General features: G+C 72.9%; 11 protein-coding genes. 4 read left to right on the top strand and 7 right to left on the bottom strand.

From position 1 onward, the window contains the following. From ABZ342_RS16060 to ABZ342_RS16035, 6 genes are all read right to left on the bottom strand, one after another. The coding region (locus tag ABZ342_RS16060; RefSeq protein ID WP_360473406.1) for a polyketide synthase at positions 1-1,505 on the bottom strand (1,505 nt) is incomplete at its 3' end. 125 nt (positions 1,506-1,630) lie between these two features. Beyond that, the gene (locus ABZ342_RS16055; RefSeq protein ID WP_360473404.1) at positions 1,631-2,464 is read right to left on the bottom strand and encodes a nucleotide disphospho-sugar-binding domain-containing protein; all 834 of its coding nucleotides are present in this window, start codon (positions 2,462-2,464) and stop codon (positions 1,631-1,633) included. A gap of 98 nt (positions 2,465-2,562) precedes the next feature. Continuing rightward, positions 2,563-5,118, bottom strand: coding sequence for an ABC transporter permease (locus ABZ342_RS16050; protein WP_360473402.1), 2,556 nt, complete (start codon positions 5,116-5,118; stop codon positions 2,563-2,565). After that, positions 5,115-5,882 (bottom strand): ABC transporter ATP-binding protein, encoded by a 768-nt coding sequence (locus tag ABZ342_RS16045; protein ID WP_360473400.1) that lies wholly within the window; start codon positions 5,880-5,882, stop codon positions 5,115-5,117. Before ABZ342_RS16045 ends, ABZ342_RS16050 begins: the two co-directional genes overlap by 4 nt. Further along, on the bottom strand, positions 5,879-6,115 hold the full coding sequence (locus ABZ342_RS16040; RefSeq protein WP_155544773.1) for a hypothetical protein: 237 nt from the start codon (positions 6,113-6,115) through the stop codon (positions 5,879-5,881). Before ABZ342_RS16040 ends, ABZ342_RS16045 begins: the two co-directional genes overlap by 4 nt. A 110-nt stretch (positions 6,116-6,225) precedes the next feature. Next, positions 6,226-6,657 (bottom strand): hypothetical protein, encoded by a 432-nt coding sequence (locus ABZ342_RS16035; RefSeq protein ID WP_360473398.1) that lies wholly within the window; start codon positions 6,655-6,657, stop codon positions 6,226-6,228. A gap of 76 nt (positions 6,658-6,733) precedes the next feature. On the opposite strand from ABZ342_RS16035, the gene ABZ342_RS16030 reads away from it, so the two are divergent. Then, positions 6,734-7,459, top strand: coding sequence for a TetR/AcrR family transcriptional regulator (locus ABZ342_RS16030; protein WP_155544771.1), 726 nt, complete (start codon positions 6,734-6,736; stop codon positions 7,457-7,459). A gap of 69 nt (positions 7,460-7,528) precedes the next feature. Here ABZ342_RS16030 and ABZ342_RS16025 read toward each other — a convergent pair whose 3' ends face one another. Then, positions 7,529-18,352, bottom strand: coding sequence for a type I polyketide synthase (locus ABZ342_RS16025; RefSeq protein WP_360473396.1), 10,824 nt, complete (start codon positions 18,350-18,352; stop codon positions 7,529-7,531). A gap of 292 nt (positions 18,353-18,644) precedes the next feature. On the opposite strand from ABZ342_RS16025, the gene ABZ342_RS16020 reads away from it, so the two are divergent. Genes ABZ342_RS16020 through ABZ342_RS16010 form a run of 3 tightly spaced genes read left to right on the top strand, consistent with a single transcriptional unit; the run spans position 18,645 to position 21,631 of the window. Then, the gene (locus ABZ342_RS16020; protein WP_360473394.1) at positions 18,645-19,328 is read left to right on the top strand and encodes a PIG-L family deacetylase; all 684 of its coding nucleotides are present in this window, start codon (positions 18,645-18,647) and stop codon (positions 19,326-19,328) included. 34 nt (positions 19,329-19,362) lie between these two features. Continuing rightward, entirely contained in the window at positions 19,363-20,655 is a 1,293-nt protein-coding gene (locus ABZ342_RS16015) for a nucleotide sugar dehydrogenase (RefSeq protein WP_155544768.1), read from the top strand. A 13-nt stretch (positions 20,656-20,668) separates the two neighbouring features. Next, on the top strand, positions 20,669-21,631 hold the full coding sequence (locus ABZ342_RS16010; RefSeq protein ID WP_360473392.1) for an NAD-dependent epimerase/dehydratase family protein: 963 nt from the start codon (positions 20,669-20,671) through the stop codon (positions 21,629-21,631).

The following is a 21,631-nucleotide window of genomic DNA, read 5'->3' as shown; positions in this document are numbered from 1 at the left end:
GCCGAGCGGGTCGTGGCCAGCGAGAACCCGATGTCCGCCAGGTCTCCCTCGTGGTCCACGAGCTGCTGGGCCTGAGCGGCGACAGCGTCCGCGGTGTCCGCCGAGACGGGCCACGCGACCACCGGGACGTCAGCTCCCGAGGGCGCTTCGGCGGCGGGTTCGGCCTGCTCGATGATCACGTGGGCGTTGGTGCCGCTGATGCCGAACGACGACACCGCGCCGCGGCGGGGCCGGTCGGCCGCGGGCCACTCGCGGGCCTCGGTGAGCAGTTCCACCGCGCCGGCCGACCAGTCGACGTGCGGCGACGGCGTGTCCACGTGCAGGGTCTTCGGCAGGACGCCGTGCCGGATGGCCTGCACGACCTTGATCACGCCGCCGACGCCCGCGGCCGCCTGGGTGTGCCCGATGTTGGACTTGAGCGAGCCGAGCCACAGGGGCTGGTCCGCCGGGCGGTCCTGGCCGTAGGTGGCCAGCAGCGCCTGCGCCTCGATCGGGTCGCCGAGCTTCGTGCCGGTGCCGTGCCCTTCGACGAGGTCGACGTCCGCTGTGGACAGTCCGGCGGTGGCAAGGGCCTGGCGGATCACGCGCTGCTGGGCCGGTCCGTTGGGGACGGTCAGGCCGCTGGAAGCGCCGTCGGAGTTGACCGCGCTGCCGCGGACGACCGCGAGGATCTCGTGGCCGAGGCGCTGGGCGTCGGAGAGGCGCTCGACGACGAGCACGCCGACGCCTTCGCCCCAGCCGGTGCCGTCGGCACCCGCGGCGAAGGCCTTGCAGCGGCCGTCGTCGGACAGGCCGCGCTGCTCGGTGAAGTAGACGAACGTTTCGGGGGTGGCCATCACCGTGACGCCGCCGACGAGGGCCAGCGAGCAGTCGCCGCGGCGCAGCGCCTGCGTGGCCCAGTGCAGGGCGACCAGGGACGACGAGCAGGCGGTGTCGACCGAGACCGCGGGGCCTTCCAGGCCGAGCGCGTAGGCGACCCGGCCGGAGACGACGCTGCCGGCGGCCGCGTGGCCGAGGTAGTCGTGGTACATCACGCCGGCGAAGACGCCGGTGCTGCTGCCGCGCAAGGTTTCCGGGACGATGCCCGCCCGCTCCAGCGCCGTCCACGACGTCTCCAGCAGCAGCCGCTGCTGGGCGTCCATGCCGAGCGCTTCGCGGGGCGAGATCCCGAAGAACTCGGGGTCGAACTCCGCGGCGTCGCGCAGGAAGCCGCCTTCGCGCGTGTTCGTGGTGCCGGGCCGCTCCCCCGCCGGGTCGTAGAGGCGGTCGAGGGGCCAGCCGCGGTCGGCCGGGAACGCGCCGATGGCGTCGGTCCCGGTGCCGACCAGCTCCCAGAGGTCGTCGGCGGAGGAGACGCCGCCGGGATAGCGGCAGTCCATGCCGACGATCGCGATCGGCTCGCTGTCGCGCCGCCGGACCTCCTGCAGGGCGCCCTTGGCCTCGCGCAGGTCGGCGGTCGCGCGCTTGAGGTAGTCGAGCAGTTTCCGCTCGTTTTCGGCGCTCACGCCATTACCCCCTGGAAAACGGTATTCACGTAATCGACCACCTGACCGCGGAAAAGAGTGGAAGGTGCCACGCCGAAAACGCTACCGACGGTCTTTGTGCCGCCCCACCCCTAACGGCCCCACAATCAGCGGGTCAGCGCGCCGACCAGCTCGCGCGGCGCCGGCAGGGCGGCGATCTCGTCCCGCAACGCGGTCGCCGCGGCACTCAGCGCAGCCAGCTCCGCGACGCCGTCCGCGGACCCCACCAGCCCGGCGCCGACCGCCGCGATGCGAGCGCCGATCGCCGTCTCCGTCAGGGAAAGCTGCGGCACACCGTGCGTCGCCGCCGCGAGGGCGAGGGATGCGTCGCCGTCGTGGACGACCGCTGAGCACGTCGGCAGGAGTGCCGCCGGGGGCGCCGTGTCGACCAGGCGGACGTTCGGCGGCATCGACACACCGGCCGGGGCGGACTCCGTCGCCCAGACGACCTCGGCCGCCAGACCGGCGACGGCGTCGAACACCGGACCGGCCAGGGTCGCGTCGGCCAGAGACAGCAGCACCCGGTCGCGCCTTGCCTTGCGGCGCAACCATTCCGGCACCACGACCGGGCCGAAGTACGGCACGTGCCGGACCGGGCGGGCGTCCGAAGCGTCCCTCAGCGACGGTGGCACCGTGTCGAACGCGCCCGGGCCGGTCTCGTCCAGCGGGCCCAGCACCCGGACCGTGTCGCCACCGTAAGCCGGGGCCCCCGGGGAGGAGACCACGACGTCGGGCCCCCACAGCTCGGCGAACTCGGTCAGCGCCGCGGACTCCGAGGTGCCGAGGTCGACGGCGACGCACCCCGTGCGAAGGATCTCGTCGACGAACGATGTCCGTCCGGCGATCTTCACGTCGTGGCCGGCGGTCCGCAGTGCCCACGCGAGGGGAACGAGGTTGTGCAGCCGCGCGGGCGACGGCGGGGCGGCCAGGAGTACGCGCATGGGGATCCACTCCAGAAAAGGAAACCGGGCCGGCCCGGTGCGGATAGTCGATTTCGACACTATCCGCACCGGGCCGGCCCGCTAACCCCTATGAATCGCTATTGCCCCGGCAGCGTCACCGCTTCGATCGGGCTGCGCCGCATCGCCAGCCGCGAGGAGAGCGCGGTGACCGGCCAGACGATCAGGAACACCGCGGCGATCACCGCGAGGAACACCCACAGCGGGCCGACCGGCACGATGGTGCCGGACGAGAGCGCCATGGGAATCACCGTGAACAGCGAGATCCCCGTGCCGAGCACCAGGCCGAGCACGGCGAGGATGCCGCCCTCGATCATCAGCATCGACCGGACCTGTCCCCGCCGCGCACCCGCGAGCCGCTGCACGCCGAACTCGCGCCGCCGCGAAAGCACCGCCACGGCGAGCGTGTTCACCGCCGCGATCGCCGCGTACGCGATCGCCAGCACGGCCAGCAGGTAGTGGATCATCGCCTCGATGTCGGCACTGGCCGCGAAGCTTTCGGTGACCGCGTCGGAGTCGCCGACGGTGGCGCCCGGCCAGTTCGCCGTCGCCGTGGTGACCGCCGAGACGACCGCGGCAGCGTCCTGTCCGTCGGCCGCGCGGACCAGCAGCCGGTTCGCCACGCCCGACGTCGTGTGCGGGGCGAGCAGCGCGGCCGGCAGCACGATGCTGGGGTAGCCCGACGGGCTGTCCAGCAACGCGACGATGCGAACCTTCGCCTGCGCGCCGTCGCCGAGGCGCATGGTGATCTGATCGCCGAGCTTCAGGTCGAGGTCGTCCGCGATGCCTTCGGGCAGCGCCACCGTCTCCCCGGTGAGCTCCCCCAGCGAGCCGGACGTCACCGGCGTCGCCAGCACGCCGTTCGCGTCACGGACGTCGAGGCCGAGCAGCCGGCCCGGGTCGCTGCCGTTGCCGTCGTAGGGCTCTTCGATCCAGCCCTGGCTGGTCACCAGCGGCGACACCGACCCGACGCCCGGCGCCTGCCGGACGGCGTCGGCCAGCGCGGGCGAGACGGCGCCGGTGCCGCTGGTCACCACCGCGTCGGCCCGCAACTGGTCGGCGTAGGCACCGATGATCGCGTGCTGCTGCGTGGTTTCGGCGTAGACGTTGCCGAGCGCGACCGCGGTGGCCAGCGTGATCGGGGTCAGCACGGCGGCGAACGTCACCGCCCGGGTCCGCGAGTTGATCACCGCGAGCACCGCGTCCCGGCCGCCGACCCGCCGGATCAGCGGGCCGAAGCGGGTCGCGACGAACGCCATCAGCTCGGGGCCGATCAGCGCGACGGCGATCGAGCCGGTGAGCACGGCGGGACCGCACACGGCGGAGGCGATGTCGACCGGCATGAACAGGGTCGCGACGGCCAGCAGCACGGTCACCCCGGCGAACACCTTCGCGCCGAAGCGGCGGACGTCGTTCACCTTCGCGGGCGGGATGGACGCCTCGACGAGCGCCTGCAGCGGCCGGGCCCGCGCCGCCGGCAGCGCGGCGAACCACGCGGCGGCGAACGAAATCGCGAGCGAAAGCACGAGACCGCCGCCGAAGGCGATGATCCCCTGCTGGAACTCCAGCTGGGGCGGCAGCATCCCGTTGCCCGTGGTGAAGCTGAAGATCTCCGCGCCGATGAAACGGCCGCCGGCCAGCCCGGCGAGAGCACCCAGCGCCGCCACCACCATCGTCTCGGCGAGCACCATCCGGTGCACCTGACGCGGGGTCGCGCCGGTCGCCCGCAGGAGCGCGAGCTCCTGCTGCCGCTGCCGCACGGTGAGGCTGATCGTCGCCGACACCACCAGCGCCATGACCACCAGGACCATGCCGCCGAACACGCCGGCGAGCAGGATCAGCGGCAGCTGGGCGCCGTCGATGCCGGGGAACTCGGCGGACCCGCGGTCCGCGCCGGTCAGCACGTTCAGCCCGGGCACGCGCTCGGCGATCCGGGCGGCGAGCTCACCGGCGTCCACGCCGTCGGCGGGGAAGATCCCGGCCAGGTCGACCGTGCCGGGGTGCACCGAGAACTGCTGGGCGTCGGCGGGTGAGAAGAACAAGGCGGGGCCGACCGTGTCCGCGTGCGCGATCCCGGTGACCACGAAGTCCCGTGGCGGCGCGCCGTTCACGGCGATGGGGACCTGGCCCCCGGTGCGGACTCCCGCGGCCTGGGCCGAAGCCTCGTCGAGCACGACCTGGCCCGGGGTGTGCGGCTGCGCACCGTCCACAAGGGAGTAAGGCGCGAGCGCGGCGGAGTCCCAGCCGTGCCCGGCGAGCGGAGCGTCGGCGCTCTGCGGACCGGACCCGGTGACGACGACCGCGGCGAACGTGGTGTCCGGCACGACCTGCCGCACGCCCGGCACCGACGCGAGCTGGGCCAGCTGCCCGGCCGGAATGCCGGAGCGCTCTCCGTAGGGAACGACCTGCGACTCCTCGTCCGGCAGCTTGAACCCGGCCGAACCGGTCACGACGACCGGCGCGGCCGCCAGCCGCTGCGGCTGGGCGTCGAGCGAGAGCGCCGTTTCGAACAGGCCGCCGCACGCGATCAGCAGCGAGCAGCCGACCAGGACCGCGACGAGCGTCGCCAGCGAGGCGGCCGCGCGGAACCGCAGGCTGGCCAGCGCCATCCGCAGGACCACCCGCCGCGGGCTCACTGCCGCCCCCTCGCCTGCTTGGCCTGGGCACCGAGACGCGCCAGCTCCGCGGCGACCATCTCGACGGCCGGGGTGGCCATCTTGGTCACGATCTGCCCGTCCACCAGGAAGAGCACCTCGTCGGCGAACGACGCGGCGACCGGGTCGTGGGTGACCATGACGATCGTCTGGCCGGCGTCGGCCAGCTCGCGCAGCAGCCCGAGCACCTCGAGCGCGGTGGTCGTGTCCAAGGCGCCGGTCGGCTCGTCGGCGAAGGTCACCGCCGAGCGGCCGGCGAGCGCGCGGGCGATCGCCACGCGCTGCTGCTGGCCGCCGGACAGCTCGCCGGGACGGTGCCCGACCCGCTGCGACAGGCCGACCCGCTCGACGACCTGCGCGATCCACGCCCGGTCCGGTTCCTTGCCCGCCAGCAGCATCGGGAGGGTGATGTTCTCCTCGACGTTGAGCGCGGGCATCAGGTTGAAGGACTGGAAAACGAACGCCACGTGCTCGCGGCGCAGTTCGGTCAGCTGGGTCTCGTTGCGGCCCTTGAGGTCGACGCCGACGAGCGTGACGCTGCCCTCGTCGGGCCGGTCGAGCCCGGCGGCGCAGTGCAGCAGGGTGCTCTTGCCGGACCCCGAAGGCCCCATCACGGCGGTGAAGCTGCCGGCGGGGAACTCCACGCTGACCCCGGCGAGCGCGACCACGCCGCTCTCGCCGCGCCCGTACGTCTTCTTCACCGAGTCCAGCCGGACGGGCGAACCGGTGGTCGTCAAGGTAGTCATCCCCGGGCGATCCGTTCGGTCGAGCGGTTGCGGGTCGCGAGGTACCAGGGCACCACGATGACCGCGCCGCCGATCAGCGGCCAGATGAAGAACGGCGAGTGCAGGCTGAGCGTCGCGAAGCACATGATCAGCCAGATCAGCAGGTGAATGCCGGTGCCGGCGAGCCACACGATCGTGACCACCTTGAGGGCCGTGCGCCCCCCGGTCGTGGAACCGTCTGTCGTCTCGGCCATCTCGGCCCCCGATCTCAGGTACGAACAAAACTGTGTATGGGTTGCATAGTTTAACGCAGTCCCGCGCCGAGGGGAACCCGGACCCCGGTGACCGGGAACAGGGGTCGCCCCTACTCGCCCAGCCGCATCCGGCGGTCCCGCTCCCGCGTGGACCACAGGCCGAGCACCAGCAGGCCGCCGCCGAGCACCGGCCACAGCACCCACGGCCCGTCCCACTGGCCGTTCGCCATCCCGAGGACCAGGTAGACCACCAGGTTGACCACGCTGACCACGGCCCAGACCGCGAGCCCGACCCGCGGGGCGGCTTCCAGGATGGGCGGCACCGCGGATTCGGACCGGCCGGCGACCGCGCTGTCCAGCGCCGCCTGCGTCGTGGCCAGCCGCACGCGGGCGAGCCTGACCTCGGCGTCGGGGCACCGGCCCTCGGCGCGGTCGTGCTCGATCCGCGTGAGGGCGAGCTTGCGATCCAGCTCGGTGACCCGCGTACGCTCCGGCCACAGGAGCCGGCCGACGGCCGTGGCCACCGGCCTGTTCTCGCTCACGTCGCTCGCCCTCCGCCCAAATCAGTGTAAGACTCTCACAGTTTACTGCCGGAGCACTCGCCAGGGAAGACGCACCATGCTGGACAGGGACACCACCCCGGAGCTGCCCCCCGGGATGACACTGGCCTGGGGCGGCACGCCGCCGCCCCGCCGCGGGCCCAAGCCGTCGCACTCGGTGGCGCAGATCGTCGCGGCGGCCGTGGGACTCGCCGACGCCGAGGGCGTGGCGAACGCCTCGCTGCCGAACATCGCCCACGAGGTGGGCGTGACGACCAACGCGCTGTACCGGTACGTGAGCTCCAAGGAGGAGCTGACGGTCCTGCTCGCCGACGCGGGCTGGGGCCCGCCGCCCGAGGGGCTCGCGTCGTCGGGCGACTGGCGTGCCGACGTCCGGGACTGGACGCGGGCGGTGCTCGACCGGCTGCTGAGCCGGACCTGGCTGCTGGACCTGCCGATGCGCGGCGACCCGGTGACCCCGAACCGCCTGGCGTGGACCGAGCTCCTCCTGCGGGCGTGTGCCGCCGCGGGTGTCCGCGGTGAGCACCTGCTCGGCTGCGAAACGATGGTGACGGGGTTCGCCACCGCCGCGGCCGTCCGCCTGGCCACCCCGGCGGCGCCCGCCGAAGCGGCGGCCGTGCGCGACCACCTGGCGCTCCACCTGCCCCGGCACGGGTCGGACGAGCTGGCGGCCCTGGTGTCCGACGGCCGGTACCCGGTCACCGCCGAGGACCGCGAAGCGTTCCTGACGGCCGGGCTCGAGCCCGTGCTGGCCGGCGTGGCCGGGATGGCGAGCATCTTCTGACCCGGGTCTGCCGCGGCTTGTCGTGAGTGAGAAACAGGGTTCTAACACTGTTTCTCACTCACGACCGCGTCAGTCCAGGCCCGCGAGCCAGTCGGCCACCGTGGCCGCCGTGGTCGGGGCGTCGGTGTCGATCAGCGTGAAGTGGTGCCCCTTCGCGATGCGCACGTCGTCCGCGTGCGACCACGTCGTCTGCCAGTTGCGGGCCTCCGCGTCGAACGGCTCCCCGGCGCGGACCAGCAACGACGGCGTCGAGATGCCGCCGATCGCGATGCCGGGCAGCAGGTCCATGTAGCGGGCCATCGCCGTCAGCTTCGCCCGGTCGAACGAGCCGTACTGGGATTCGTTCGCCAGCATGCCCTTCGCCAGGTCCGCCGCGCCGTCGCCGATCGCGTCGTCGCCGTTGATCACGTACGTGTCCAGGAGGACGATGCCCGCCGCCGGGGTTCCGCCGCGTTCCAGGCACTCCGCCACCGCGTGCACCAGGATGCCCGCCGAGGAGTACCCGAGCAGCGCGAACGGCCGGTCGCCCGCGGACTTGCGCAGGCTCTCCGCCAGCACCTCGACGATCGCCTCCGACGTCGCCGGAAGTGCTTCTCCCGGCAGGAAACCGGGCATCGGCACGGCGTGCAGCTCCCGGTCGTCGCCGAAGCCGGCGGCCAGCTTCGCGTACTGGTAGACCCCGCCGGTCGCGACCGGCGTGCTGAAGCAGAACAGCTCGGCCCCGGCCGTGCCTTCCTTCAGCCGCACCGGGGCCGGCAGGCCGTCGATGTCGGCGGGCGAGGTGAACGCCGGCCGGAGGTTGGCCACCGCGGCCAGCATGCTCAGCCCGTCCTCGACGCGACCGGCCCGCACCGCGTCGGCGAAGACGTCCGCCAGCGCGTCGGGTTCCGCGGCCCGCACCGCCACGACGACGTCACCGTCCAGTTCGGACAGCAGGTGCGCGGCCAGCCCCGCGGGCGTCTGGTGGTCGAAGACGACGGTCGGCGGCAGCCGCAGCCCGGTGTCCTCGTTGAGCCCGTTGCGCAGCTCGACGGCGGTCAGCGAGTCCAAACCGGACTCCAGGAAGTGCCGCTGTGCCTCGATCGCGCTGCCGCCGGCGTAGCCGAGCAGGCCCGCGGTCCGGTCCAGGACGAGGTCGAGCACGGCCCGCTCCCGCCGCAGCGGTTCGAGCCCGGCCAGGCGCTCCTTCAGCGACGGACCACCCACCGACGTTCCTGACGCCGTCCGCCGCGTTTGCGGCACCAGCGCCCGGAACGCCGGCGGGACGTCGCCCGCCTCCGAACCGGTGTCGACCTTCATCGGCACCAGCAGGGCCTCCGGCCGGGCGACGGCCGCGTCGAACAGCGCCAACCCTTCCTCTGTGGACAGTGGCGACAGACCGGTGCGCGCCATCCGCGTCCGGTCCACTTCGGACAGCCCCGCGGTCGCCTCCCACAGCCCCCACGCGAGGGACTGCGCGGGCATTCCCTGGGCACGCCGGTGCGCGGCCAGTCCGTCGAGGAAGCTGTTCGCGGCGGCGTACGCACCCTGACCGGCGTTGCCCAGGAGCCCGGCGACCGACGAGAACAGCACGAACGCCTTCAGGTTCGACGTCAGCCGGTGCAGGTTGAGCGCCGCGTCGACCTTGGGCCGCAGGACGGCGGCCAGCCGCTCGGGGGTCAGGGACGGCAGGGTCGCGTCGTCCACCACGGCCGCCAGGTGCACCACCGCGGTCACCGGGTGCTCGGCGAGCACTTCCGCCAGCGCGTCGGCATCGGCGGCGTCGCACGCGGCGACCGTGACGTCCGCGCCCAGCTCGGTCAGCTCCTCGACCTGGCCGGGAGCCGCGCCCCGGCGGCTGACGAGCACCAGCTTCCGGACGCCGTGCTCGGTGACCAGGTGCCGCACCAGTCGCGAACCGAGCGCGCCGGTCGCTCCGGTGACGAGCGTGGTGCCGTCGAACTCCGACGCGGGCCCTTCGGTGGACGGCGCGAGCCGGGTCAGCCGGCCGCCGTACGCGACGCCGTCGCGGACGACGAGCTGCGGTTCCCCGGTGGCCACGAGCCGCGGCAGGACGGCCGCCGAACCGGCGTGCGCGTCGATGTCGGCGAGCACGAACCGGCCGGGGTTCTCGGACTGCGCGGAGCGGATCAGGCCCCACACGGCCGCGCCGGCCAGATCGGTGACGTCCTCGCCGTCGAGCGCGACCGCGCCGCGGGTGACCACCACCACCGTGGCCTGCGACCCGCTCAGCCGGTCCCGCACCCGGTCGAGCACCCGGGACAGGGTCTCCGCCACCGAGTCCGAAGTGGACAGATCCAGGATCTCGACGTCGGCGACCGGACCGGTGGGCACGGGCACTTGCTGCCACGCCCAGCCGTGCAAGGACTTGGGCGGCCGCGTCACCGCGACGCCCGTCGCCGCGGCCCGCAGCACGAGCGAGCCGACCGAAGCGACCGGGCGGCCCGTCTGGTCCGCCAGTTCGAGGGACACCGAGTCGGCGCCGAGCGGGACGACCCGCACCCGCAGCCGGGACGCGCCCGCCGCGTGCAGCTCGACGCCCGTCCACGCGAACGGCAACCCGCCCGCGACCGTCACGGTGTCGCAGAGGCCGATCGCGTGCAGGGCCGCGTCGAGGACGGCCGGGTGCAGCCCGAACCCGGCAACGGCCTCGGCCGCGACGACCTCGGCGAACACCTCGCCGTCGCGGGTCCAAGCCGCGGACAGGCCCTGGAACGCGGGCCCGTAGCCGAGCCCGGCGGCGGCGAATCCTTCGTACAGCCCGTCCAGGGAAACCGGCTCGGCGTCGGCGGGCGGCCAGGCCGTCAGCCCACCCGGCTCAGCACCCGCGGCGGGCGCCAGGACACCAGCGGCGTGCCGGACCCAGGGGTCGTCGCTGTCGGTCTGCGAGTACACCGCGACCGCGCGGTGGCCGGAAGCCGCCGGCTCGTCGACGACGACCTGCAGCCGCACCTTGCCCAGTTCGGGCAGCACCAGCGGCGCTTCCAGGGTCAGCTCGTCGAGCCGCGGGCAGCCGGTCTCGTCGCCGGCCCGGACAGCCACCTCGACGAATCCCGCGCCCGGGAAGACGATCGTGCCACCGACGGTGTGGTCGGCCAGCCACGGGTGCGTGTGCACCGAGATCTGCCCGGTCAGCACCACCTGCGTCGACCCCGCCACCGCGAGCGCGGCGGAGACCAGCGGGTGCTCGGTCGAATCGAGCCCGGTCGCGGCGAGGTCGCCGGTCGCGTGCAGGGCTTCCATGTCGACGTCCGGCCAGCACCGGCTGCGGTGGAAGGCGTACGGCGGCAGCGCGACGCGCTCGGCGCCGCGGAACAGCTTCGCGCCGGCCAGGCCGAGGCCGTGGGCGAAGAAGCGTCCCGCCGCCAGCTGCGCGCCCCGGACCTCGTCCTGGGTCTTGGCCCGCAGCGTGATCACCACGGCGTCGCGCGGGTCACCGGCCAGGCAGCCCTGGGTCATGGCGGCGAGGGTGCCGTCGGTGCCCAGCTCGACGTACCGGCTGACTCCGGCGGCTTCGAGGGCGCGGACGCCGTCGAGGAACCGGACGGAGTTCCGGCAGTTGGCCACCCAGTACTCCGGGTCGGCCCACCGCTCCGGAGCGACCGCGGTGCCGTCCACTGTGGACACGACCGGGATCCGGGCGGGTTCGTAAGTCAGTTCCTCGGCGATCTCGCGCAGCTCGTCCAGGATCTCGTCGAGCAGCGGTGAGTGGATCGCCTGGCTGATCACCAGCCGCTTGGTGCGGCGGCCCTGTGCCTTGAAGTGTTCGGCGATCGCGAGGACGTCGGACTCGCCCCCGGAGACCACCAGGGACGTGGGGCCGTTGATCGCCGCGATGCCGCAGGCGGCGGTGAGCAGCGGCGTCACCTCGTCCTCGGCGGCTTCCACCGCGACGACGGCACCGCCGGACAGCTCCCCCATGAGCTGACCGCGGTGGGCGACCAGCTTGACGGCGTCCTTCAGGGAGAGCACCCCGGAAACGTGGGCCGCGGCGATCTCGCCGACGGAGTGGCCCATCAGCACGTCCGGGCGCAGGCCCCACGACTCGACCAGGCGGTAGAGCGCGACCTGCATGGTGAAGAGCGCGGCCTGGGTGAACGCGGTCCGGTCGAGCAGCTGCGCGTCGGCCGAGCCCTCCTCGGCGAACATCACCTGGCGCAGCGACCGGCCGAGGTGGCCGTCGAAGAGCGCACTCGTCTGCGTGAAGGCGTGCTCGAAGACGCCGAACGCGGCGCACAGCTCGCGGCCCATGCCGGGCCGCTGGGTGCCCTGGCCGGGGAACAGGAACGCCGTCTTGCCGCCGCGGGCGGTTCCCCGCACGACGATCGGCGAGTCCTCACCCGCGGCCAACGCGGTCAGACCAGCGACGAAGTCGTCTCCGACCACGGCGGCGCGGTAGGGCAGCACCGGCTCGCGCACGGCCAGCGAGAACCCCACGTCCAGGGGATCCAGGTCCGGGTGCTCGTCCAGATGGGTCAGCAGCGCGGCGGCCTGCAGTGGCAGGGCTTCCGGCGTGCGGGCGGTCAGCAGCCACGGCGGGAGCACCGACGGCCGCTCTCCCGCGGCGCGCACCGGCTCGGCCGCTTCGGCCGGCGGGGCCTGCTCCAGGATCACGTGCGCGTTGGTGCCGCTGTAGCCGAAAGCCGACACACCGGCGCGACGCGGGTGTCCCCGGTCCGGCCACGGGATCGTCTCGGCGAGCAGCCGGACGGCGCCCGCGGACCAGTCGACGTGCGGCGACGGGTCGTCGCCGTGGCGGGTCATCGGCAGCTCGCCGTGGCGCATCGCGAGGATCATCTTGATCACCCCGGCGACGCCGGCCGCGGCCTGCGCGTGGCCGATGTTGGACTTGACCGACCCCAGCCACAGCGGCTCGTCGTCGGACCGGTCGCGGCCGTAGGTGGCGAGCAGGGCGTTGGCTTCGATCGGGTCGCCCAGCGTGGTCCCGGTGCCGTGGCCCTCGACGGCGTCGACGTCGGCCGCGCGAAGGCCGGCGATCTTGAGCGCGCGCTTGATCACGCGCTCCTGCGACGGGCCGTTCGGGGCGGTGAGGCCGTTGGACGCGCCGTCGGAGTTCACCGCGCTCGAGCGGACGACGGCGAGGACCTCGTGCCCGTTGCGCCGGGCGTCGGAGAGCCGCTCGACGACCAGCAGGCCGACGCCTTCGGCCCAGCCCACGCCGTCGGCCGCGGCCGAGTAGGCCTTCGTCCGCCCGTCGGTGGCGGTACCGCTGTTGTCGAAGTGCACGAACGGTTCCGGGGAAACCAGCGCGGCCACGCCGCCGGCCAGAGCCAGCGAGCAGTCACCCTGGCGCAGGGCCTGGACGGCCAGGTGCAGCGCCACCAGCGAAGACGAGCAGGCGGTGTCGATCGACACCGCGGGCCCCTCGAGCCCGTAGGTGTAGGCGACCCGGCCGGACACGACGCTGCCGAGCGCGCCGGAGCCGCGGAAGAGGCCGTTGTGCTCGACCGTGCCGAGCGGGCCCGGGTCGTAGTCGGACTGCATCACGCCGGCGAACACGCCGGTGTCGGTGCCCTTGAGCGACAACGGGTCGATGCCCGCGGATTCGCACGCCTCCCAGCACGCTTCCAGGAGCATCCGCTGCTGCGGGTCCATCATCACGGCTTCGTTCGGGCTGATGCCGAAGAAGCCGGCGTCGAAGTCGGTGGCGCCGGTGACGAACCCGCCGTTGGGCTCCTTGCCCGCCGCGGCCGCCATGCCGAGCCAGTAGTCGAGGTCCCATGAGCGGTCCTCGGGGAACCGCGAAGTGCCGTCGCGGCCGGCCGCGACCAGCTCCCACAGCTCGTCCGGGGTCGTGACGCCACCGGGGAACCGGCAGGCCATGCCGACGATCGCGATCGGCTCGTCGGTACCCGCCGCCGTCGCGGTCTCTTCGGGCTCTCCCGCGTCACCGAGTTCGCCGAGCAGCGACTCGTGCAGGTGCGCCGCGAGGTCGCCCGCGGTCGGGTAGTCGAAGACGAGCGTCGCGGTCAGGGTCAGGCCGGTGGCCTCGTTGAGCGCGTTGCGCAGCTCGACCGCGGTCAGCGAGTCGAACCCGAGGTCCTTGAACGCGCGGTCGGCGTCGACCAGGTCGGCCGAGCCGTGGCCGAGCACCGCGGCCGAGTGCTGGACCACCAGGTCGAGCAGGTGGCCGAGGCGCTTCTCCGCGGGCAGCCGGATCAGCTTGCCCAGCAGCGAGTCCGCACCCGCCTCGCGGTCGGACACCGTCCGCCGGGACGCCGGGACGAGGCCGCGCAGCAGGTCGGGGACGCCGCCGCCCGCCTCGCGCAGGGCGGGCAGGTCGAGCTTGATCGGGACGTACTCGTCCCCCGCCGCGCCGACCGCCGCGTCGAACAGGGCCAGGCCCTCGTCCACGCCGAAGGCGCCGAGGCCGCGCTTGCCGTGGGTTTCGCCGGCCATGCCGGCCGCCGACTCCCACATGCCCCAGGCGAGCGAGTGCCCCGGCTTGCCCTCGGCGCGGCGCGCCGCGGTGAGCGCGTCCAGGAAGGCGTTGGCGGCGGCGTAGTTCGCCTGGCCCGGCGCGCCCAGCACGCCGGCGGCCGAGGAGAACGTGACGAACGCGGTGAGGTCGCCGGCCAGCTCGTGCAGGTGCCAGGCGGCCAGGGCCTTCGGGTCGAAGACGCCGTCGATGCGCTCGGACGTCATCGAAGCGAGGACACCGTCGTCGAGCACACCGGCCGCGTGGACGACCGAGTTCACCGGGTACTTCTTGAGCAGGGCACGGACCTTCGCGCGGTTCGCGAGGTCGGCGGCCACGACGACCGCCTCGGCGCCCAGCTCGGCCAGTTCGGCGACGAGTTCCGCGGCGCCCTCGGCGTCCGGGCCGCGACGGCTGACGAGCACGAGGTCCTTCACCCCGTGCTGCCGCACGAGGTGCTTCGCGACGAGCCTGCCCAGCGCGCCGGTACCGCCGGAGAGCAGCACCGTGCCCCACTCCGGCGTTTCTCCGGCCTCGGGGGTGGCGCGGACCAGGCGCGGGACCGCGATTTCGGTGCCCGTGACGCGCACGGACGTCTCGTCCGCGGCGGAGATCGCGGCGAGCTGCTCCGGCGTCGCGGTGCCTTCGACGAGCACGATCCGGCCGGGGTTCTCGACCTGCGCCGAGCGGACGAGCCCGGCGACGGCGGCACCGGCCAGGTCACCGGAGGTCACCACGAGCAGGCGTCCGTCGGCTTCCCGGATCTCCAGCAGTGCACTGTGGACGGCCTTCTTCGCCGCGGCGGCGGTCGTTCCCGGCTTGACCTCGTACACCGAGAAGTCCACTTCGGACGATTCCGGCAGCGTCGTGGGAACCCAGTCGACGCGGTAGAGGGAGTCGGTGCCGCCCGGCTTGGCGCGGGCCGCGGCGAGCTGTTCCTCGCTGATCCGGCGCAGCCCCAGCTGCCCGACGCGGGCGACCGGCGCCCCGGCCGAATCGGCCAGGCGCAGCTCGACCGTCTGGTCGCCGGTCGGGCGGACGTGCACCCGCAGCGAAGCCGCGCCCGCGGCCAGCAGCTCGACGTCGGACCAGGAGTACGGCAGGGTCGTGCCCTCGCCGGCGGCGCTGCTCAGGCCGACGGCGTGCAGGGACGCGTCGAAGACCGCGGGGTGCAGGCCGAACGCTTCCGCGCCGAGGCGGTCCTGCTCGGGCAGGGCGACTTCGGCGAAGATGTCGTCGCCGGCCCGCCAGGCCGCGCGCAGGCCCTGGAAGACCGGGCCGTACGCCATGCCGGCCTCGGCCAGCAGGTCGTACATGCCGTCGAGGTCGACGACCTCGGCACCGGCGGGCGGCCACGCGCTCAGGTCGAACGTGGTCCCGGCCGTGGCGGGAGCGAGGGTGCCGTCGGCGTGCCGGGTCCAGCCGGCGGTCACGGCCAGGTCGTCCGGTCGCGAGTGGACGCTGATCGGGCGTGACCCGTCGGCGGCGGGCTTGCCGATCCGGACCTGGATCCGCGCGGCGCCCTTCGCGGGCAGCACCAGCGGGGCGTGCAGGGTCAGGTCGCGGACGCGGCCGCAGCCGGCCTCGTCGCCCGCGCGGACGGCCAGCTCGACGAACGCCGTGCCGGGCAGCAGGATCGCGCCGCCGACGACGTGGTCGTCGAGCCACGGGTGGGTGGTGGCGGAGATCCGGCCGGACAGCACCAGGCCGTCGGCGTCGGCCAGCAGCGTGGCCGCGCCGAGCAGGGGGTGGTCGACCGGGTCGAGACCGATCGAGGCGAGGTCGCCGGACTCGGACGAGACCTCCAGCCAGTACCGCTGGTTCTGGAAGGCGTAGGTCGGCAGGTCCGCCCGGCCCGCGCCGCGGGAGGCGAAGTGCGCGGCCCAGTCCGGGACGACGCCACGGACGTGCAGGTGCGCGAGCGCGGTGGTCAGGGCGACGTCCTCGGGGACGTCCCGGCGCTGCGCCGCGACGGCGACCGCGGTGTCGGCGGACTGCGGGACGGCGGCGGTCAGCGGCGCGTCCGGGCCCAGCTCCAGGAACCGGTTGACGCCCTCGGCGGCCAGCGCGCGGACGGCGTCGGCGAACCGGACCGGCTGCCGGACGTTGCGCACCCAGTACTCCGGGTCGGTCAGCTCGGCGGAAACCTCGCCGCCGGTGACGCTCGAAATGACGGTCAGCTCGGGCTGCGCGTACGTGAGACTCTTCGCCACCGCACGGAATTCGGCGAGCATCGGGTCCATCAGCCGCGAGTGGAACGCGTGCGAGACCTTCAGGCGCGTCGTCCGGCGGCCGGCGTCGACGAACTTGTCGCCGATCGCGATGACCGCGGCTTCGTCGCCGGAGATGACGACGGATCGCGGGCCGTTGACGGCGGCGACGTCGACCGTCCCTTGTGGATCGTAGGCGGCGACCTCTTCGGGAGTCCCTTCGACGGCGACCATCGCGCCGCCGGTGGGCAGGGCCTGCATCAGCCGTCCGCGCGCGGCGACGAGCTTCGCCGCGTCGGCGAGGGAAAGCACGCCGGCGCAGTGGGCCGCGGCGAGCTCGCCGATGGAGTGACCGCAGACGGCGTCCGGCACCAGGCCCCACGACGCGACGAGCCGGAACAGCGCGACCTCGAAGGCGAACAGGGCGGCTTGGGTGTTCCCGGTCTGGGACAGGGCGTCCGCGTCGGTGTCGATCACTTCGCGGATCGGGCGGTCGAGGTGCTGGTCCAGCTCGGCGCAGGTCTCGGCGTACGCCTGCGCGAACACCGGGTACTTCGCCAGCTCGCGGCCCATACCGGGACGCTGGGAACCCTGACCGGAGAACAGGAACGCGGTGGTCGTCTCCCCGCGGGCGACGCCGGTCAGCGCGCCCGGCTCGCCGTCCGCGAACCCGCGCAGGGCGGCGAGCAGTTCGTCACGGTCGCAGGCCACGAAAGCGGCGCGGTGGTCGAGGTGCGTGCGCCCGGCGGCCAGCGTGCGGGCGACGTCGAGCAGTTCGGCGGGGTTCTCGTCGAGGGCCGTCAGCAGCCGCGCGGCCTGCGCGCGCAGCGCCTGCGGCGTCCGTCCGGACAGGACGAACGGGATCGCGGCGTCGTCGCGCGGCGTCTCTTCGGCGTCTTCGGGGTCCGGGGCTTCTTCGAGGATGACGTGGGCATTGGTGCCGCTCAGGCCGAAGCACGAAACGGCGCCGCGGCGCGGGTGGCCGTTGCGTTCCCACGGCCGTCGCTCGGTGAGCAGCTCGACCTGCCCGGCACTCCAGTCGACCTGCCGGGTCGGCTGGTCGACGTGCAGCGTCTGCGGCAGCACCTCGTTGTTCAACGCCAGCACGATCTTCAGCACGCCGGCGACGCCGGACGCGGCCTGCGTGTGGCCGAGGTTGGACTTGACCGAACCCAGCCACAGCGGCGAAGTCCGCTCCTGGCCGTAGGTCGCGAGCAGCGCGCCCGCCTCGATCGGGTCGCCGAGCTTGGTGGCGGTGCCGTGCGCTTCGACGACGTCGACCTCGTCGGCGCCGACGCGGGCGTTGGCGAGGGCCTGGCGGATCACGCGCTGCTGGGCGGGACCGTTGGGCGCGGTCATGCCGTTGGACGCGCCGTCCTGGTTGATCGCGGTCCCGCGCACGATGGCGAGGACCGGGTGGCCGTTGCGGCGGGCGTCGGAAAGCTTTTCCACCAGCAGCATCCCGCAGCCCTCGGACCAGCCGGTGCCGTCGGCGGAGTCGGCGAAGGCACGGCAGCGGGCGCTGCGGGCGAGCGTGCCGTCGAGGCTGAACTCGACGAAGGTGCGCGGCGTCGACATCACCGAAACGCCACCCGCGAGGGCGAGCGAGCACTCGCCGGAGCGCAGGGCCTGCACCGCCATGTGCAGCGCGACGAGCGACGACGAGCACGCCGTGTCGATGGTGACGGCCGGCCCTTCCAGACCGAAGGTGTAGGCGAGCCGGCCGGAGATGACGCCGGACGAGCCGTAGCTGCCCTGGTAGTTGTGGTACATCGTGCCGGCGAAGACGCCGGTCGGGCTGCCCTTCACCGAATGCGGCGCGATGCCCGCGCGTTCGAAGGCCTCCCAGGAGGTTTCCAGCAGGAGCCGTTGCTGCGGGTCCATCAGCAGCGCTTCGCGCGGGCTGATGCCGAAGAGGTCGGCGTCGAAGTCGAGGGCGTCGTGGAGGAAACCGCCTTCGCGGACGTAGCTCGAACCCGCGCGCTCCCCGGTCGGGTCGTAGAGGCGGTCCAGGTCCCAGCCGCGGTTCGCCGGGAACTCGCCGATGGCGTCGACGCCGCCGTCGAGGATCCGCCAGAGCTCTTCCGGGGTCGTGGCGCCGCCCGGGAACCGGCAGGCCATGCCGATGATCGCGATCGGTTCCCGCGCGGCTTCGGTGAGCCGCCGGTTCTTCTCGCGCAGCCGTTCGCTCTCCTTGAGGGAGGCACGGAGCGCACCGACCAGCTTGTCTTCGGAGTTGCCCACGAGTCCTCTTTCCTTCCACGTCGCCTGCGCTGGAAAGGGGGATCGCGCACCCCCACAGCAATACGGCTGACGATACGAGCGCACCGCGGGCGCACCCACCCCTAATGGCCCCGGATGACACGGCGATCGCGCCCCTAAGCCGGGCGTCCGCTGCCCCGCCAAGGTCCGCTTTAGACGGTCTTTAGGGGTTGTCGGTCGCGACCGGCGGATGTCAGATTTCTGCGAAGACACTTCCGCTGCTCGTGATGCCGTGCGACGGCACTTCCATCAGCACCGAGACTGGGGATCCGCTATGCACAGGAAAATAAGCAAGCTGCTGGTCGTGGGAGCGCACGGCGACGACGAGACCCTCGGCGCGGGCGGCACCATCGCCCGGCTCGCCGACGAGGGCGTGACGATCTCGCTCTGCATCCTCACCAACGACGACGGCTCGCGCTCGGCGAACGGGGCCGGGGTCGTCAACCGCACCGCCGCGATCGAGCTGGCCGCGAAGACGCTCGGCATCGAACGCGTGCGCATCCACGAGTTCGGGGACAACCGCCTCGACACCGTCAGCCACCTCGCGCTGAACCGGACGGTGGAGAACGAGGTCCGGGACTTCGAGCCCGACACGATCCTCACCACCAGCATGTGCGACCTGAGCACCGACCACGCGCTGGTCAGCCGGGCCGCCCGGGTCGCGGGCCGGCCGGGCAAGGGCAGCGTGCAGGAGGTGCGGACGTTCGAGATCCGTTCCGCCACCGACGTCGGCGAGGCGTCCGGGCTGCCGGTCACCTTCCGCCCCAACTGCTGGCAGCGCCTCGAGGAGACGCACATCGAGCGCAAGGTCGAAGCGCTGCGCGCGTACGGCAAGGAACTCGAGCCGTGGCCCCACCCGCGCAGCGAGCGGGGCGTGCGCGCCCTGGCCGAATACCGCGGCTCGCAGATCTCCACCGAGCTCGCCGAAGCTTTCGAAATCGTCCGGGTCGTGTACTGACCCCTTCCACCGTGCAAGAGACGGGTGAACCACAATGACGAGTACTGTCGCCGAACACGAAATCCTGGCCGAACTGAACGAACTGACCTCCGTCGCGGTGATCGGGATGGGGTACGTCGGCCTGCCGACCGCCCTGGGCCTGCACGAGAGCGGTGTCGGGATCATCGGCATCGACCTTTCGCAGAACCGCCTCGACGCGATCCGCTCCGGCGAGGTCGACCTGATCGAGGCCGACCACCGCCGGCTGGAGAAAGCCGTGCATCAGGAGGACTTCCAGCTCACCGCCGACCTGGCGCGGATGGCCGAGGCCGACGCGGTGCTGGTGTGCGTGCCGACCGGGCTGGACGAGTACCTGATGCCCGACCTCGGCCCGCTCGAGAGCGCCTGCGCGGCGTTGATCGCGCACGCCCGGGTCGGCCAGACGCTGATCCTCACCTCCACCAGCTACGTCGGCACCGCCGGCCGGTTGCTGGTGAAACCATTGGTCGCCAAGGGTTTCAAGATCGGCCGCGACATCTTCGTCGCGTCCAGCCCCGAGCGCATCGACCCCGGCAACGTCACGCACACGCAGCAGGAGACCCCGCGTGTCCTGGGCGGCGTGACGCCGGCGTGCACCGCGATGGCGCAGCGCGTCGTCAACCTGCTGACCCCGGCGGTGCACTGCGTCAGCTCCGCCGAGGTCGCCGAGCTGACCAAGCTGTACGAGAACACCTTCCGCGCGGTGAACATCGCGCTGGCCAACGAGTTCGCGGAGATCAGCGACGGCTTCTCGATCGACCCGATCGAGGTGATCGACGCCGCGGCGAGCAAGCCGTACGGCTTCATGGCCTTCCACCCCGGCCCGGGCGTCGGCGGGCACTGCATCCCCTGCGACCCGCACTACCTGCTCTGGCAGCTGCGCGCGACGCAGCACAACGCGCCGCTCGTCACGCAGGCCATGCACGCCATCGCCGAACGTCCCAAGCAGGTCGTCGAGCGCATCGGCAACACCCTGTCCCGCAACGGGAAGGGCCTGGCCGGCACGCGCGTGCTGGTCGTCGGCGTGACGTACAAGCCCGGCGTCCAGGACGTCCGGTCGTCGTCCGCTTTGGACATCATCGACCTGCTGGCGGCGAAGGGCGCGAAGGTCGGCTACCACGACCCGCTCGTGTCGACCATCCGCGTCACCGGCGGCCAGCTGGACAACGTCGCGGAGCCGGACGGTGAAGACTGGGACGTCGCGCTGATCCACACCATCCAGCCCGGCCACGGGTACGACTGGCTCGGCGAGTGCCCGCTCGTCATCGACGCCACCTACCGCTTCGACCCTTCGCTGTTCGCGAACTGAGAGGACACCCGACGTGCGTTACCTCATCACCGGCGGCGCCGGCTTCATCGGCTCCCACCTGACCGAGCACCTCCTGGAGCGCGGCCACGAGGTCGTCGCGCTCGACAACCTCAGCACCGGCACGCTCGACAACCTCGCCGGCGTGCGCGACCACCACGGCTTCCGCTTCGTGCGCGGCTCGGTGACCGACCCTTCGGCGGTCGAGGCGTGCATGGCCGGCATCGACGCGATCTTCCACCTCGCGGCCGCCGTCGGAGTCTTCACCATCCTCGACAAGACGATGGAAAGCCTGCGCACCAACCTGCACGGCACCGAGACCATGCTGGACGCGGCGCTGCAGCACGACGTGCCGATCCTGGTCGCGTCCACCAGCGAGATCTACGGCAAGAACACCGCCGACGGCCTCACCGAGGACGCCGACCGGATCATCGGCTCGCCGCTGAAGAACCGCTGGTCCTACGCCGAGGCCAAGGCGCTGGACGAGACGTTCGCGTACCTGTACGCGGTCGAGCACGGCCTGCGCACGGTGATCGTCCGCCCGTTCAACACGGTCGGGCCGCGCCAGACCGGCCGCTACGGCATGGTCATCCCCCGGTTCGTGAAGCAGGCGCTGGCCGGCGAACCGATCACGGTCTTCGGCGACGGCCAGCAGACGCGCTGCTTCTGCCACGTCCACGACGTCGTCCCGGCGCTGGTGGCGCTGCTGTCCGACGAATCCGCGTACAGCAACGTGTTCAACCTCGGCAGCACCGAGCAGACGACGATCGCCCAGCTCGCCGAGCGCGTGATCTCGGCGACCGGCTCGGCGAGCACGATCGCGAAGGTGCCGTACGAGGAGGCGTACGGCGACGGGTACGAGGACATGCAGCGCCGGATCCCGAACTGCGAGAAGGCGTTGGGGCAGATCGGGTTCTCCCCGACCCGCACGCTGGACGACATCATCGCCGCGGTGGTGGCGGACCAGCGCGGTTCCTGA

The organism is Amycolatopsis sp. NPDC005961 (genome assembly GCF_040629235.1).
GTDB lineage: Bacteria > Actinomycetota > Actinomycetes > Mycobacteriales > Pseudonocardiaceae > Amycolatopsis > Amycolatopsis camponoti.
Note: the sequence above shows the minus strand (reverse complement) of the source record. Positions and strands in the feature narration are given on the sequence as shown.